The following is a 15,561-nucleotide window of genomic DNA, read 5'->3' as shown; positions in this document are numbered from 1 at the left end:
TTGAAAATAGGCTTTAAAGGAGACCAAATTTCTTGAATAAAAATCTTTTATCATTTGCCATTATCTTACTAGCCATTGCCATAGTAGTAGTGAATTTTTGGAAACCAAATCAAACAGAGAGTCATAACTCGGATCAAGTATCACAGGAATCCCCTTCTACCGATGAAGAAATACCAGGAGTCGATCTATCGCAGGAGTTAGAAGGACAACCTGCTCCAGACTTTACCCTAACCACTTTAACAGGTGAAACTGTAAAACTATCCGATTTTAAAGGGAAAAAGGTCATCTTAAATTTTTGGGCTACATGGTGTCCACCATGTAAAGCTGAAATGCCTCATATGCAAAACTTTTATGAAGGAAACAAAGAAAATGGCATAGAAATCGTAGCAGTAAACCTTACTAGTATGGATAGCGGGAGAAAAGAAATTGAAGCTTTCGTGCAGGAATATGGACTTACGTTTAGTATCCCTTTAGATGAAGAAGGCAATATTGGTATGCAGTACCAAGCTTTCACCATTCCAACAAGCTATATAATTGATACAAAAGGAATTATTATAAAGAAAATCGTCGGTCCTATGGATGAGGGCATGATGGAAAGCTTAACAAAGGACATTGAATAAGAACAGCGCAAGCGCCTTGGTTAGCCCCGACAAGTAAATGTTCTCTAGCGTAAGAAGTCTGAGCTTTGACTTCTTACGCTAGAGGTTATTTGACCAAGGAAGAAGTGATTTTTCTTCTTCCATCGAGGGGCTATGCGCTGGAGCTAGACAATTTTCAAAGAGCCAAAAGTTTCACTTTCTTACCTAAAAAAAGGTCTTATCGATATTTTCGGTAAGACCTTTTTTGGTGGCTATGAATTTTTTTGTACTCCCACAAAATTCCCTACCGATTTTACCTCACCCAAACCCGCATTCCTACGTTTTCCAGTTAGAATAAAGTCTACTTAAATCCCGCTTTTCTCCCCTTTTCCTTCTCATTTTTTCACTTTTTCACACTCTTTTTTCACGCTTTTTTTCCCGCTTTTCCTCAAATTAGAATAAAGTTTTCTCAGTGATACAAAAAGAAAAAGGATTATCCCGTAAGGGATAGCCCTGTTTTTCTCACGCTTTTTTTACGAAATCTTTTTTCTCACTTGGAGAAGAAATCGGTAATGTTTATTGTGTGTTAAGTTAGAAATTTTGGTTAGTTACATAGTAGAAATAAGATTTAAGGAGTAAATATTCTGCTCTCTCTCTTTGAGCTATTGAACAACTTATTCACTTAAAGTATGTTTTTTCATACTTTGCTTATAAATTTTTGTTTATAATTAACTTACCAACATAAGACAATTTTAATGGCTTCTGTTTTAATAAAAAAATAAGGAGACAATACATGCGTAACGAAAAAAATGTTGAAGAATTATTTGATCCATTTTCCAATATGCACTTTGAATATGATAGGTGCTTTTTATGCGGAGTACAACTTGAAGAAGGAGAAACAGCAGAACATGTATTTCCAAAGTGGTTACAAAGAAAATTTGACCTGTGGAATCAACGAATTATCCTTCTAAATGGCACAGGATTACCATACAAACAATTAACAATACCATGTTGTGTATCTTGTAATGGTGGTTCCCTTTCCCGTATTGAAAGAGAAATAGAAATTGCTTATAGTTCTGGTTTCCAAGAATTCAAAAAGATTGACTCACAAAAATTGTTCCAGTGGATAGGAAAAATATATTACGGTATTCTATTTAAAGAGCTATCATTAGATGTTGACAGAAGAGATCCCTCTAAGGGGAAAATCACCTCACCAGATTTGCTTGAAAAGTTCAAAACCTTACATATGTTTTTACAGTCCATTCGACGACAGTTTGAATTTGAAGATACTATCCCATGGTCAATTTTTGTTGTAGAATTATCGACTTATGGAGATAAACGTGATTTTGACTATTTTGATAATCTCGTTACCCAAACATTTGCACTGAGAATGGGTAATATTGGAGTAATAGCACATTTACAAGATAATGGAATACACAAAGAATCTTTACAAGAATATTATGATGAATTTGATGGTATAAAGCTAAATCATCTTCAATTCAATGAACTTGTAGCTAAAGCTATGTATAACTCTACACTTTTAAATAGAACACCTAAATACATTACAGTGCTTCCTAATACGCCAGAAGAACCTGTTAAAGTAATTAGTCTTCCACTTCAAGGATTTTCTTCTATACCAGTTTTTGACGACTGGATTGTTGCAGATTATGCAAAATTCTTAGCATATTATTTGAAAGTTTTTGGAGTTACCTGTGACCAGATTTATAATGAATCTCTCGATAAAGCAATGACCTGGTTAAAAAATGAAGATGGGACTATAAAACAATTTGAAATACGTTAGCAACACTAATATACCAAATACCTGCATGCCAACAATTAAAAACTGCTGAGTTATTAATGTCAGCAGTTTTTTACCAAGATATTTATTTAAAAGCATTGTAATTATTGTTCAAACCTCGCCAAATAGAGGTGATATATTATTTTATTTCTAATCTATTTCTGTATTTTTCAAGGAGACTTTTTATTACCTTCCCTATCTTTATCCTTCTTACATTTACCACCTTTTCCCGCTCTGTTTCTGATTCAATCCAATCAAATGATTCTTCTTCCGCACCAACTAATTCGTTTAGAAAAGTTAAATTGTTTTCAAGATACTCCTCAAACATTTCTCTTTCTAATTCATTGTTATATATAATAATCCCCGAATAAAGTCTGTTTCTTGCCCATATTGCCTCATGATCATCTGATTGAAGAAATTTATGTAATATGTAGTCAAGGTTATCCTTTACATAAAATTTATAATAGCAAGTTTCTTCATTGTAGTTTCTATTACCTATAAATCCAGATTTTGGTACAACGGTTATATATCTTCCACCATCTAAAACAACAATTTGTCTACTGTACAGTTTTGTTCCGAAATATTTAATTTCTACCGTTCCATATGAGGTACTTTGATTTGTCATTAAGTACGAATAAAACTCAGGGTGTCCAATTTCATCATCATATTCTATTTCCACAGTAAATTCTGGATTAAAAATGTTATAGTAATTAGTTTCTTCTCCAGTCCACTCACTTATATATCGTAATTTCTGTTTTATTTGCTCTAATGGAGGTCTGTTAAGCAAGAAGCGTTTCCTCCATAGATATTCAATATGATTGATGTCAGCACTCTTGTCAATGTCAGTGTTTGTATCACCTATACGAGTGTATATATAGTTAGCTCTGACTCTTCTTTTGTGATCGTTATAGTCTTCAATTATAAAATAAGGAGTATCAGTGCTATTCTTTATTATTAATATATCTACTTGCTTTTCTTCGATTGAAATTGTTACTAATTCTACAGTTGGCCTGATTCCACCACTGAATTTTTTCCCTTTTAAAAAATCAATAATATTTTGCTGATTTTTTCTGTTTTCATCATTTTCTATGCCCTTTATTTCATAATTATCATTCACACCAAAGATGATATAACCATCCCTATCAGCTCTGTTGTTAGCCATACAAATAATATCATGTAACAAATCCGCCTTATTACTATGATATTTCTCTTTAAAATCCCAATACTCACCTTCTCTTTTGGATGAAATAATAGATTCAATATCACTACTTAGAGTTTCTGAAGCCATTTCCCCCGCTCCTCTTCAAGTTCGATAACTCTTGATTTTCCCAATACAACAATGAATTACATATAAATCTTTGATAACTTTTTGACTTCCAATAGCCCTTATTCATAAATATCATCAATTATAATTTCCACTTTCTCATTAACAAAGTCATTATTAGAAACAGGTGTCACAATACTCGCTCCATGTTTTTCAAGCCAAGTATAATATAATAGTCTAAGGTCTCGTATATCCATATCAAGCGACGCATATTTAGGTAAAACACCTTCTTCTACGAGCTTATTAAAGTGATACAACACAAGACTATCCCTCTGTTTATAAGGATTCGTAAAATATTCACTGAATTTTTCAAGATAATATCTCAACCCCCTCAATTTTTCAACTGTATTAGTCCTTGGAAAAGGATAGATACTAAGATCTATGATATTCATATTTTGAAGATTTTGATGGATTTCTTTAATAGCTGGTTTTAATTTATTCAAAAAATTAATATATAGCTTATTGTCTGTTGGAATCTTCATTGGTGCATCGAATAAACCAATAAGTTCATCAATAACCTCTTTATAACCGTAATTTCCAAATCTATTTTGATTTTCTTCTTTAAGAATTAACAGGTGTTTAAGTGGATTGTTTTCTATTGTTATAGGTATCTTGCTCCACTTATTGTTATACTCCTTTTCTTGTCTCTCAATTTCTTTTGAAAACTCTTTTAATAATAAGTAGCGTTTCTTAGCATATTTGACAAGTAGTTCGAAAGAAATCGACAGTTTTTTATCAGGTTCTCCTGGTTTATTGCTGTATAGGTAGACACTAAAATCTCCTGTACCATGCTTAGTTGACCATGAAGCAAAATACTTAAATTCCGACTCACTTCCATCCGCACTGGTGAGATTTACAGGATGGGCCGCAAACGAAGCTCGAAGGTGTGAAAAATACTTATCGTCAGAAATACTTTTATTAAAGATACTTGTATCTTTGATAAGATTATAGTTTTTTTGATTATAGAGGACTCTATAGATTTGTTGTATAGATTCTGTTAGCAAATCTATTAAATAAATGAACTGCATAACATTTATTGATTGAATGTCATCATTTTCATGATAAATATTCACATTAGGCATCCCGTTTACTACTATGTGAATCCAGTCCCTTGCTGAGAAGATTACATTTATTTTATTCTTTCCATCTAAATTACTGTAATTATGTATCAAGAAATCATCATGATCACTAATCGCTTGCTTAAAGTCCTCTAATATACCTGATTCCAGAAAATCTAAATTCACCTTACACCTCCATATTTACTTCAATTTCACATGTTTACTTTCCAAATTAAATGGATATCTTTAAGCGTTTCTTTTTCAGTTCGATATATCTCCCTAAAATAATTCAATCTTAGATGACCTTCCAACAAATGAAATGGGACACCCATTTTCATTCCTCTGTCATTCAAATAAGACGTTTCCTTATTTTCAAGAACTATAATTGGAATTGGCCATGTCATATGTTTAAGCATATAATCTTGCAACCAACTCTTATTCTCACGTTTATAAAGCTGATATCCTAAACTATTGATCATGCCATCATCATAGGACTTTATAAGACTAAATATATTATCTTTAGACCACTCTTCCTGAGTAAATTGCATCTTGTTAAAATTCAAAAAAGAATAATCCGAAACTACGCATGAATAATGTCTATGTAACCAATTTTCAAGCACACAGTCAGGTATGTTATTAGTTGATGAACTTACTCTTCCTTTATAGGACTCAAATGATTCCTTTTTAAAAGTATCATTACCTTTTGGTAAAAGAGATTTCAAAAAAAGATTTTCATATTCAGGCATCGTTTATAAACCTCCTGTATGTCCAAAGCCGACCTGTTTTACGATAGTTTAATAATAATTAAGTATATCATTGCAAAAGGTAAAATGTGGTATTATCTTAGAATGTGTTGAACTTATATAAAGAAGAAACATAGCCTTAATTAAGATGTAAAACTATAGTTTAAGGGGTAAGAAAATGAATGAAAATCAAACATTATTAATTTCTAATTGACCTTCCTGCATGGTATCAAAAATAAAGAGTCAAGGTTCTCCTTGACTCTAATTAATAACCGGTCCAGTATTTAATTATTAGTTTATACTTCTTCATTCCATGTCTTTAATCTTCTAAAGTGACCATGGTATTTTTTTCGAAGTCTTGATAAATTGGTATAACCCAATATTCCTGTTCCTGCCTTTAAGATTTCATCCCACAAATAGTTCTTAGAGAATCCATGTTTTGCGATTTCATCCAAATAAACTGTTACACTTTTAGTTAATACTTGTTTTGCATCTCTATCCAGTTCATCTCGGCTGTCTGAAACTCCGTATTCCCTTTCAAGAGCTTCATACGTTAAGCAAATTCCATAATAAACAGGAGGATTAACTGCACCATCCAAAGTATGCATTATAGCAGGATCGTAAATTGCCCCTTCAATCTCCACCCAAGAATGGCTAAATTTTATACCCTTTTCATAGTCTTCTACTTCACCAACTACAATGTCACACTCAATTCCTTGCTCAACTAATAAAATGTACAACATCGTTGAAATAAAATGACAACCACCTGATGCTTCTTCTGTTTTTGACAAATAATTTAATGTCGAAGCATATGCATTCTGAATCCCGATTTGTTGTGGATGCTGAATGTCAATTTCTTTCATAAATTTAATACATTCTGTTGTTAATAATTTTAGCAGTTCTAACTTACTTTGAGATTGCGGAATCATTTTTTACTCCTATCACTACATAGAATTGTGTGTATATTATTCTGTGTGTCACACTATTTATTAACCTTAATTGGGACTCGTTTGGGAGGGTTTTTATGGATCTCACGAAGTTTTTCCTCCTCATTTCTAATCCATTCCTCCCTCCTCAGTTTAAGTTCTTCTTGGCCCATATTGCAATTACCCCACACATTACCTGGAGGGTTGTAAAGATTAATAGAGTATATCTCGTAAATTTTTCTCTCAGTTGGACTACAATAATATACCTCGACATAAGTAAATAAATGTTTAAATGATTTTGTAGTACCGCTCTTACCTCTAAAATGTCTACTTATTCTTTTCCTAACATTTTGTGATTCTCCAATATAGATAATTTCCCCAACAGTATTTATCATGAAATAAAAGCCTGATTCATTTTGAATACATTTATAATCTGAAATAAATACACGTTCTGATAGATTCGGAAGTTCAATGTGTATCATTTAATGCCCCTCAATTCACTGCCATTATATCTTCAATTATTTTACAAAAGAATATTTTTTTATTTGTCCTCTTATCCCAGAATCTATTACATCTTAATCATTCACCAGATGCCTTGGGATAGAATGAAATCTTCCTTATTATTTCGATATTCCTTTCATATCTATTTCTTGCTCTCTTTTACTAAAAAGTGATTTTATCTTTTGAACAAAAGATTTCTCTTCCTTCTCCGACATCTCAATAAATTTGAAGAAAATCTCTTTATTGATTACCAAAACTGGACTATCCTCAATGATACACTCTGGTGGTAAGAAGTTAATTTTGTTCGCTCGTTCCTTGTTAGTTCTATCTCCAAACTCTTCAATTTTTATAAGGATTGTATTGTCATCTCTAATATCAAATACTTGCTTATGACTCCGATATAACTCTCTCCATATAAACTTTCCTCGTTCATCATAGTCATTAAACTTTTTCATCGGGAACCACTTTGGAATTTCCATCTCGCATTCCTTGTAATACTGAACAAATACCTCTCTTGCTATGGCAAGAAAGTCATCTGTCTTATAGAACTCATGCCCATCTTGAAGTCGTTTACCTATCCGATAAGTAAAGTCTTGGAACAAACTCGAATTAATTTTCGACATAATCTCACTAAGGTATTTGCTTGAATCAGCCATTGCCTCTTTCTGGAATGTATTATCAATTTGCAGATAGTAAATACGCATAGATGTCTGTGCGGTTACATCAAATCCAGTTGCATTAGTAGTACCAATCATTACAGGATGTTGTCCTTTGATTTCATTACTAATGTATTTAATTAAACGTTCTCCCTTCTTGGCCGCAGTGCTTGTGAAAAATTTAGGATCTATTTCATCAATCAAGATGGGATTCACATTAGATGAATGGAAGTAATCCCATATAACCGAAGAGTCTTTTACTTGTTCATAAGCAAAGTAAGGGTTTGTATTTCCTAACAACATTCCAATAAACTCTAATGCTGATGTCTTGCCCGACATTGATCTTCCTGCGATGATCATAAATGGTGGAAAATGACGACGAACGCTTTCTCTTCCTTCCTCACTCGCATAGTGGTCTCTCATATTCCAAATGTAGGTTGACATAAATGCGTAAAGTATGATTTCAAAAATCCTCGACTGATTCTTCAAGTCTGTTCTGGCTGTAAAAAGTTCATAAGCGTCAACGAATCTATTTATTAGAGTAAGATTTTCTCTTAATATATCAATATCGGTTATAGGTTTTGAAAATGGAATTAGCTCACTTTCCCCATCATCTATATTTATTCCATGATTAGTTGTAAGCAACATATTGTTTCCATTGTTATAAACAAGTTGAAATCTATGGTCTAATTCTTCTGACTTTTTACTTGTCTTTGAAAGAATACTTTTAATCGCTACTGATTTTTGTTTTAAACTTGCAACAGGCAGTAGTGTAAAACTATTGGATTTCTTATCTTTCTTGGTAATAACTTCAATAATTTGCTTAAATTGAGTAGCCTCTTCTTTCTCTACTTCCAACTTATCTGGTGTTAGCTTTATCTCTTCCATTTCCTCTTCACTAAGTTGAACTATCACTTTCTGACGTGTTAAATCATCAATCAGAATGTCCTTCATCATTTCTGGATCAGCAATCCAAACTTTCTCCGTTTCAGGTTGCTTTTTAAGCATCTCAGGTATGTAATCAACCGTTTGAGTAAAGATATCATTAAATCGATTTTCATAGATTTCATATAATGGGGAATTATCAAATACAAGTAACTCCTCATATTGTTTCTTATTGCCGAAGGCGGTCTCCGTAAAGTTAGCCGATCCTATAATAACCCTTGACACATCTTTACCTTTTAAAAGATAAATCTTTGAGTGAATGGGATTTCCTTTCTTTGGATATCTTATTGAAAATTTATTTGTAACAATATTTTCTTTCACATCAATTGGTAATGAATTAAAGAATTTTACTCTTTCGGGGATATCGAGCAGAGGGGCTATTCCAGTAGCAAAGGAATCAGCTACCGAGCCATCTTCTATACCCAATATTAAAGCAATATTTTTGAAGTTCTTAGTTGTGGAAAAAAAGAAATTAGGGGATGCAACGAATGATACTGCTTTAAGTTCATCGAAAAGAGTGATGTCAAATAGTTCATTAATACTCATTTGAACTATCTGATCATCCTTTACGATATTTAAGAATGTTTCATTTATTATGTCTTTGCCACCTGGTAAGTCCTCAAACATTGATAACTGGTCTTCATCAAACAGCCCTATCTGGCTCATTAAAAATCATCTCTCCTTTATCCAATTGAATCTTAATTTCTTTTCCAAATAAAATTACCACTATCATCGATAATAATATCTGGCTCTTTTCCTTGCTCTCTTATTTCATCTAACATTCTTTGGAATTCCATTTTCTTCTCTTTTGATGATTCATTAATGAGTCTCAACATTAGATTCTTAGGATTAATAACCATGGATTCGTAATGCTCATTGATAATATGCTCCAAGGCTGATGCCTTTGAAATCTTGAAGTTTAGTTGTGACTCCATGGTTTCTGCAATTTCTTCGAGTTTTTTCATAGATTCGTTATCAATTCTGACTGTTTTATAGTTACTCATTTCTTACTCCTTTTGTCCATTTTATATATACAGGATAAACAATGTTACATTATGTGTCAATATGTAACATTATATTCTTTTATAGCTATGTCTTACATTTATTTCTGGTTTCTGGATTTCTCAAAAGGTTTACACTATTTAACTACAGTATAAAATGATTTTCTTATAATTTTTGCCTAATGTATGTCAGCATTGGTTCGACTTCTATTATTCAGTTCTATCGTTATAAAGAAAAATGAAATGAATATCATTAAAAAATAACAAAGAAATCGTGAATTCTACTTGATATTAAATTCATCTAAGCGATTTTTACTTCAAAATATTTAAAAGGAGGTGGAATTAAATTGAATAAAAACGAAGTTAATATCAGCACTTTTGCTCAGACAAAAAGAAACCCGAATAATCAAATGAATGAAAAGGCATTTGAGTTTAATTTAGTTGATTTTATACTCCTATTTGAGTCAGATTATGACCTAACTGACGAAGAGATTATTGAAGGATTCCAGCACATGATTAACTCTGGAATTGTGTGGGAACTTCAAGGTTTTTATGGAAGAACAGCTCAGAATTTAATTGACAATGGTTACTGCTTTTTGCCCAAGGAGACTTAAACTAAGGACAATATTTACAAGCATATATTACTTGTGAGAGAAACTAAAATCCCATAAGTTTACCTCTTCATTAACGTAACATCTGTTACTATATTGACTAATTATCCTTAACAGCACATTTAAAGAAGCTGATACGAGCAAATACTAATGAACATTTCGCACGTTTCAACTCCTTTATTTGTGTTCTACAATACTTCAAATCTTTTTAGCTGTTTTACAATTTAATGGCTTAATTGATTATGTTTCTTCAAAGGAATAGAGTCTCTTCTTAATACATTTACCCATTACATTATAGTTTTGATAATTATATCCTTAATCCCTTTGTTGCCTCCTCCAAAACCTGCTTTTAACTGAATTTTATATACCGTTAGTTTTTCCCCCTGCTTTATCATCTCTTCAATAGCCCATACGATTTTTCTCACTCGATAGCTTTCAATATCTTCTGTTACATCGCTAATATATTGGCGGGTTTTCAAAAGTTTTGCATGATTGAACCATCGACTCACCCCAATCTCCCTTCTAATGGTACTTGGAGTAATCCTGATTGGCTTTCCCTCAGCATTCAATATTCTTTCAACTGCACTTTTTGCAAATTCTAAACATCCTTCATCACGTTTTTCCCAATCGATAATCTCCGCTTTCTGCTTCCTCTCTCTTGTCCTCGGTGTAACCTCTTCATACCATTCACGATCATTTACATATATCCATGTGTGAAGCCCCTTTCCTATTTGTTTTAACTGACTTCGGCTTACTCCAGGGTTCTTTTCGATTATCATTAACCATTGTTTTCTTCTTTCCTCAACATCAAATAAAGGAGTACGTTTAAGAAGTATAGTTTGTTTTCCAGTTGTACTCTTTGTTGAATATAGCTCTTCTACGGTAATTCCAAGGAATTGCAAAAATAACAGATGTCTCAATGGGCTTCTGTTCTTATTGTTGTTTCGAACAAAGAGCCTTAACCAGTTTGCTTCTTTTTCAATATCAACAACACTCTGCATCAACTCCAAATAATCTGATGGGTAGTAACTCAAAAAAGCCTCTATCAATCTTTCGATATAAATTTTTCCTCCTTTTGAAGCAAGGCCCCTCTCCCTCAATCTATCAATATAAAAATTAATGATAAAAGTTAAATCCTTTTTAATCACATGTTGCTTGAACAGGTACGACACATTTTCCATATATCTTAAATTAAGTAACATAAATTGATTTGGATTTGTATCCATCATCACCTCAGTATTACAAGTATCTTCATCCACACAATAGAAATCATTTCGACAATCTGTAATGACTACATTGCTATCCTTATAAAGAACCTTGTGTGTCGGGCAATATAAAGCCCCTGGAACCTGGGGAAGCCTACGCCAATAACTTTCTCCAATTTCCTCCAAATCCTCTTTATAGCATTTTGGACAATAACGCAAATAATTTGTTGATTTAACCTTACTTCCAGCCATCCCCACCATGTTTTCAATACATTTTCCGTATCCTTTCTCCATAGCAATAAATACAGATTGAGATTTCTGCTCAGATAACATAGCGGTATAAAACGGATACATCGTGTGATTGGTAATTATCTCTTTTATAGAGAGTTTTGAGGTTGGTGGAAGATTGGATACAAAAGTATCCAAATACTGAGGAAATAGAACCGATTTCCTTCCCATTCTTTTGTATATTTTAAATAAATCCATTTCCAATGCACGTTTGCTTTCCATTCCGCATATCTGCTTGTATCGTGAAATAACGCTAAATAATAGTTCATCCTCGTAAATTAAGGGGAGGAAGTTTATCATTTCCCTTCCCCTTCCATCCATAATGCCATATTGTCTATATAATCTTTTTCAACCAAAAGTTGATATGGTGTTGTGTCACCTGATATTTTTAACAGAACCCTAATGTCGTCATCTCCATTGTCGACAACCCTTTTTACGTTACGTTTCTTATGTACAGTTATCTTTTTTGTTGCTTCTTTTACTACCTTTGTCTTTGATTGAATGACTTCTATCCTTTCTTTACTTGGTTTTGAGATCTGAATATCGGAAGTATATTCAATCTTTCTTAAATCTTCGAATTGAGCCATCTTATATATATTTTTAGACCTTATTGCATCAAGCATCGGTTTCATCAACCTAAACTGATTTTCCGCACATCTTTTAATCATATCAACTGTAAACTCTTCTTTCCCATTGGTAATGCACATTTCTTGAACGTTTACAAATAATTTTACAATTAAGTCTGATACTCCTTGTGTTTGTTCGTAAAATATATCCACCAAATCCTTTGTTAATGGAACATATTTCTGATTCCATTGGTATCTCCATATAGATTCTAAGAAGAAATAGAACTCTTTATCATTCTCCATGTTATTCCAAATGATTTCTCCATTCCCCGATACTCTTCTTGATATTCTAAATTCATTTTGAAAAACAGAATAGCTTGCAGGAGTTCCGACAAAAAGAATAGGTACACCAAAGGAATTCATTAACGTAACAAAGTAATTCATCATTTGTTGGACACCTCTGTTCTGAAGGTGTTGAATTTCATCGATAATTAGCATACCGATACCGACGTTTAGAGCCACTTGCCCCATTAAAGGTAACATAGCATCTGTAGATAGATTACGAGATACTTGCTTTTGAAAAGTATTAGTCCCAAGTAATTCATCTATCTTCATAAAGAATTGTAAGGTTAATGATTTCAGACTTGAATTATGCGGAGTCTGAAGTGTTAAATGAGTAAGTTGAATTTGATTAAAATGTTGATAATTATAATAATTATGGACTACAATTTGAGGTATATTACTTATTACCCTACCCACTGTGGTTGTTTTACCCATACCACTATATCCAATTAAGGTTGCACTATTTGCAGTTGTTCTAAAATCTGCTCGACTATTTATATCAAAAGTTCGGTTAATGATTTGTTTTCCCGTTTTATTAATATACCTTCTATAATCCTTATCAAAGGGATTTCTTGCTATATATCCTTGATAAATAAGAGTATGGATTGTGTTCCAGATACTTAAATGAATTGGCAGTGGTTGAAAGAGTTTGTACAATCTATGAATTAAATGAAGTCTATAAGCACTATCCATATTTCGTTCTTCTTCCTTATAAGATATAGGAGACATCAATTTTTTTATGATTGTTTGTTTGTCAATTAAAGGAGGAAGAGCTTGTATAAAAGGGTTGCTATTATACTCTTCCAGAGGAAACTCATGATATTCTGCTTCCACTGCTCCCATGCCATTCGGTAAGAAGAAGTTATTCATCATCATCGTTCATTCCTAACACTTGAAGTCTTCTAAACACATCTAAATCGTTATTACATTCATAATTCTCGGTTTCATTTACTTGTACTTCCTCTATTAAGCTAATACTTTGTTCCTGTAGTTCCTGCCGACGCAATTCTCTTTCCTTTCTTCGGTTCTCTTTCATCCCTTTCAGTTTTTTGGTTTTGCTTATAGTGTTATCTATTTGCTCCTCTGTCTTTTGCTTTCCTACCTGAACAATTTTTGCTATATCGTCAAAGAGCTTCATCTTCTCTTTTAACTCTCTTTCTTTTCCCTCACTGTCTACCGACTTTTCATACTTTATTATTTGCTCAACCTCTTCAATGCCTTTATTTTTGAACTTCACAAAATGATCTACTAAGGTTAGCTTGTGAAATTTGTGGTCTTCTTTACCCCTGGTGTAGATATTTGTTAAGTCTCTCGGATCATACCAAACTTTAATCTTTGAACTACCTTTTATTCTTGCTGTTTGGAACCAATTGTTTTTCAAACTGTACTCAGATGCATAGAGCAATTGCCTAAACTTAACACCTTTTGATGTAATGGATGCTTTACTATCAGATGGAAGAAGATGCATCCGAATCACATCATCAGGTAATACACGTAACTGACCTTTTTGGTTTTTCAACCCAAACTCCCATATTTTCCTTGGAATCTTCTCAACCCCATGTACCAACATCTGTTCTGTTAAGGGGTAATCTTCTATAACGTGAAAATTGTTATAAAAGATTAAGCACTTTATCAGTATTGCTGTAACCTCCTCAATAGTTAAATTTGCTTTTAGGCGAGTATCACTCTCGCCTCTTTCACGAACTCTGCTCCCATTAACAACGCCTTCAACATGAGGCTTAATCATTCTATGCACCATATTATGGAACATAGACTCTATTAATCCCTTGGTCTCAGGTCTATAGCTTGGACTATTTTGTATTGAAATTCCCAATCCTTCTATAGCCCCTTCAATCTGCTTTCCATCTAATTCACCTCTATCAGTAAAAATGCGTTGGGGAATACAAGCTACATCCCATTCATCTTCTATATCAATGCCATATATCTTACAAAACTCTTTTTTAGGAGTCATGCTATTTAGTAGTGCTATCATAGCCCCACTATATGAATTCAATGATTCAAAAGTTAAGCTAAAACCAACCACAAGGCGACTATAAACATCGATTACTAAGTGAAGTAAAGGTTTACCTACTAAAACACCTCGGTTAATAGATGAAATGCAGTGGATATCTAAGGGGGTGGAATCTGTTTGCCATAGAGTCGCTGGCCCTAACCCTGCATCTTGTGTCGAATTCCCAATAATCCCTCTATATTTTTGATGATATATCCTTGATCCCTCCCTACTCGATACTTCCTTTTTAGCATCATTAAATTTTTTAAACCAATATAAAAATTGATTGTATGTGGGGATTTTTGCAAAATCCTCTAAGACTCCTATTCTTGTCCCACTTGCATCAATGTATTCTTCTGTGAAAAAATCCCGTATTGTGAATTCATAAACAGTCCGCAACGTATTTTGCTTTTCATTGTAGTAATATCTATTTAAACCTACCTTAAAATACTTTTTTATCTTTTCATCTATGTTTACTCCTTGCTTTGATTCGACTGAACTTGGTCTTCCCCGCTTTTTCTCATATGCTTTTTTCTCCTGCCCTTTTGCCCCGCACAAGTGATACGCAGGTAGGAGAGCATTTCGTATTTTCCCGCCTTTCCAGTATTCAATAAGATAATTCTTTACAGTGCTGTAGTTGACCTTAAAAACAGCACTTGCCTTTTTAATTGCATCTTCCCTGTACTTAGTAATGAAAATATGTTCTTCTATCTCCACTTGATCTAAGGCATAAGAAACGATTTTCCACGCTTGATCCCTTCTTTCTCTTTCGGCTTTGCTCAAATCCCCCTCGATTACATAGCGATGGAAAGGATCTTCATTTAATACATTGAGAACCTTTCTTTCTATTAAATCCAAAATTTTATTCTTCTCAATTGAGTAGGCCCACCTTTTCGCTTCCATATCGACAATATATATAATAGAAGAAAGGCGATTATTAAAAACAATACGTATAGTTTTTCCATCCTCATATTTCAGCAACGAACACTCAAACAGCTCCATTCACTC

13 protein-coding genes are annotated in these 15,561 nt (G+C 33.0%); 3 read left to right on the top strand and 10 right to left on the bottom strand.

The window, feature by feature from the left end; genetic code table 11:
- Positions 1 to 32 precede the first annotated feature (32 nt).
- Both ACSBPO_RS01840 and ACSBPO_RS01835 read left to right on the top strand, forming a co-directional pair.
- Positions 33 to 620 carry a peroxiredoxin family protein gene (locus ACSBPO_RS01840; protein ID WP_442598212.1) on the top strand — a complete coding sequence of 196 codons (588 nt, stop codon included), beginning with the start codon at positions 33 to 35 and terminating at the stop codon, positions 618 to 620.
- Between the two features lie 751 nt (positions 621 to 1,371).
- Positions 1,372 to 2,379, top strand: coding sequence for a hypothetical protein (locus ACSBPO_RS01835; protein ID WP_442598210.1), 1,008 nt, complete (start codon positions 1,372 to 1,374; stop codon positions 2,377 to 2,379).
- A 136-nt stretch (positions 2,380 to 2,515) separates the two neighbouring features.
- On the opposite strand, the gene ACSBPO_RS01830 is transcribed toward ACSBPO_RS01835, so the two are convergent.
- From ACSBPO_RS01830 to ACSBPO_RS01800, 7 genes are all read right to left on the bottom strand, one after another.
- Complete coding sequence (locus ACSBPO_RS01830) at positions 2,516 to 3,664, bottom strand: AlbA family DNA-binding domain-containing protein (protein WP_442598208.1); 1,149 nt, start codon at positions 3,662 to 3,664, stop codon at positions 2,516 to 2,518.
- A 98-nt stretch (positions 3,665 to 3,762) separates the two neighbouring features.
- Positions 3,763 to 4,944, bottom strand: coding sequence for a hypothetical protein (locus tag ACSBPO_RS01825; protein ID WP_442598207.1), 1,182 nt, complete (start codon positions 4,942 to 4,944; stop codon positions 3,763 to 3,765).
- A gap of 26 nt (positions 4,945 to 4,970) precedes the next feature.
- On the bottom strand, positions 4,971 to 5,504 hold the full coding sequence (locus tag ACSBPO_RS01820) for a hypothetical protein (RefSeq protein ID WP_442598205.1): 534 nt from the start codon (positions 5,502 to 5,504) through the stop codon (positions 4,971 to 4,973).
- Between the two features lie 293 nt (positions 5,505 to 5,797).
- Positions 5,798 to 6,430, bottom strand: a complete 633-nt coding sequence (locus ACSBPO_RS01815; protein WP_442598203.1) for a hypothetical protein — start codon at positions 6,428 to 6,430, stop codon at positions 5,798 to 5,800.
- A gap of 53 nt (positions 6,431 to 6,483) precedes the next feature.
- A complete protein-coding gene (locus ACSBPO_RS01810) occupies positions 6,484 to 6,909 on the bottom strand; it encodes a GIY-YIG nuclease family protein (protein WP_442598201.1) in 426 nt (141 codons plus the stop codon).
- A 138-nt stretch (positions 6,910 to 7,047) separates the two neighbouring features.
- The gene (locus tag ACSBPO_RS01805; protein ID WP_442598199.1) at positions 7,048 to 9,195 is read right to left on the bottom strand and encodes a phospholipase D family protein; all 2,148 of its coding nucleotides are present in this window, start codon (positions 9,193 to 9,195) and stop codon (positions 7,048 to 7,050) included.
- A gap of 32 nt (positions 9,196 to 9,227) precedes the next feature.
- A complete protein-coding gene (locus ACSBPO_RS01800) occupies positions 9,228 to 9,533 on the bottom strand; it encodes a hypothetical protein (protein WP_442598197.1) in 306 nt (101 codons plus the stop codon).
- 344 nt (positions 9,534 to 9,877) lie between these two features.
- Here ACSBPO_RS01800 and ACSBPO_RS01795 point away from each other — a divergent pair, with 344 nt between their 5' ends.
- Positions 9,878 to 10,144 carry a DUF7417 domain-containing protein gene (locus ACSBPO_RS01795; protein WP_442598195.1) on the top strand — a complete coding sequence of 89 codons (267 nt, stop codon included), beginning with the start codon at positions 9,878 to 9,880 and terminating at the stop codon, positions 10,142 to 10,144.
- Positions 10,145 to 10,428: 284 nt separating this feature from the next.
- Here ACSBPO_RS01795 and ACSBPO_RS01790 read toward each other — a convergent pair whose 3' ends face one another.
- Genes ACSBPO_RS01790 through ACSBPO_RS01780 form a run of 3 tightly spaced genes read right to left on the bottom strand, consistent with a single transcriptional unit; the run spans position 10,429 to position 15,555 of the window.
- Positions 10,429 to 11,955, bottom strand: coding sequence for a TnsD family Tn7-like transposition protein (locus ACSBPO_RS01790; protein ID WP_442598193.1), 1,527 nt, complete (start codon positions 11,953 to 11,955; stop codon positions 10,429 to 10,431).
- On the bottom strand, positions 11,931 to 13,418 hold the full coding sequence (locus ACSBPO_RS01785; protein WP_442598191.1) for an ATP-binding protein: 1,488 nt from the start codon (positions 13,416 to 13,418) through the stop codon (positions 11,931 to 11,933). Before ACSBPO_RS01785 ends, ACSBPO_RS01790 begins: the two co-directional genes overlap by 25 nt.
- Positions 13,405 to 15,555, bottom strand: a complete 2,151-nt coding sequence (locus ACSBPO_RS01780; RefSeq protein ID WP_442598189.1) for a Mu transposase C-terminal domain-containing protein — start codon at positions 15,553 to 15,555, stop codon at positions 13,405 to 13,407. The genes ACSBPO_RS01785 and ACSBPO_RS01780 overlap by 14 nt, the downstream gene beginning before the upstream one ends.
- Between the last annotated feature and the right edge of the window lie 6 nt (positions 15,556 to 15,561).

The sequence above is a fragment of the Neobacillus sp. D3-1R genome (assembly GCF_052180215.1).
In the GTDB taxonomy this organism is placed as follows: domain Bacteria; phylum Bacillota; class Bacilli; order Bacillales; family Cytobacillaceae; genus Pseudoneobacillus.
This window is presented reverse-complemented; position numbering and strand designations above follow the sequence as displayed.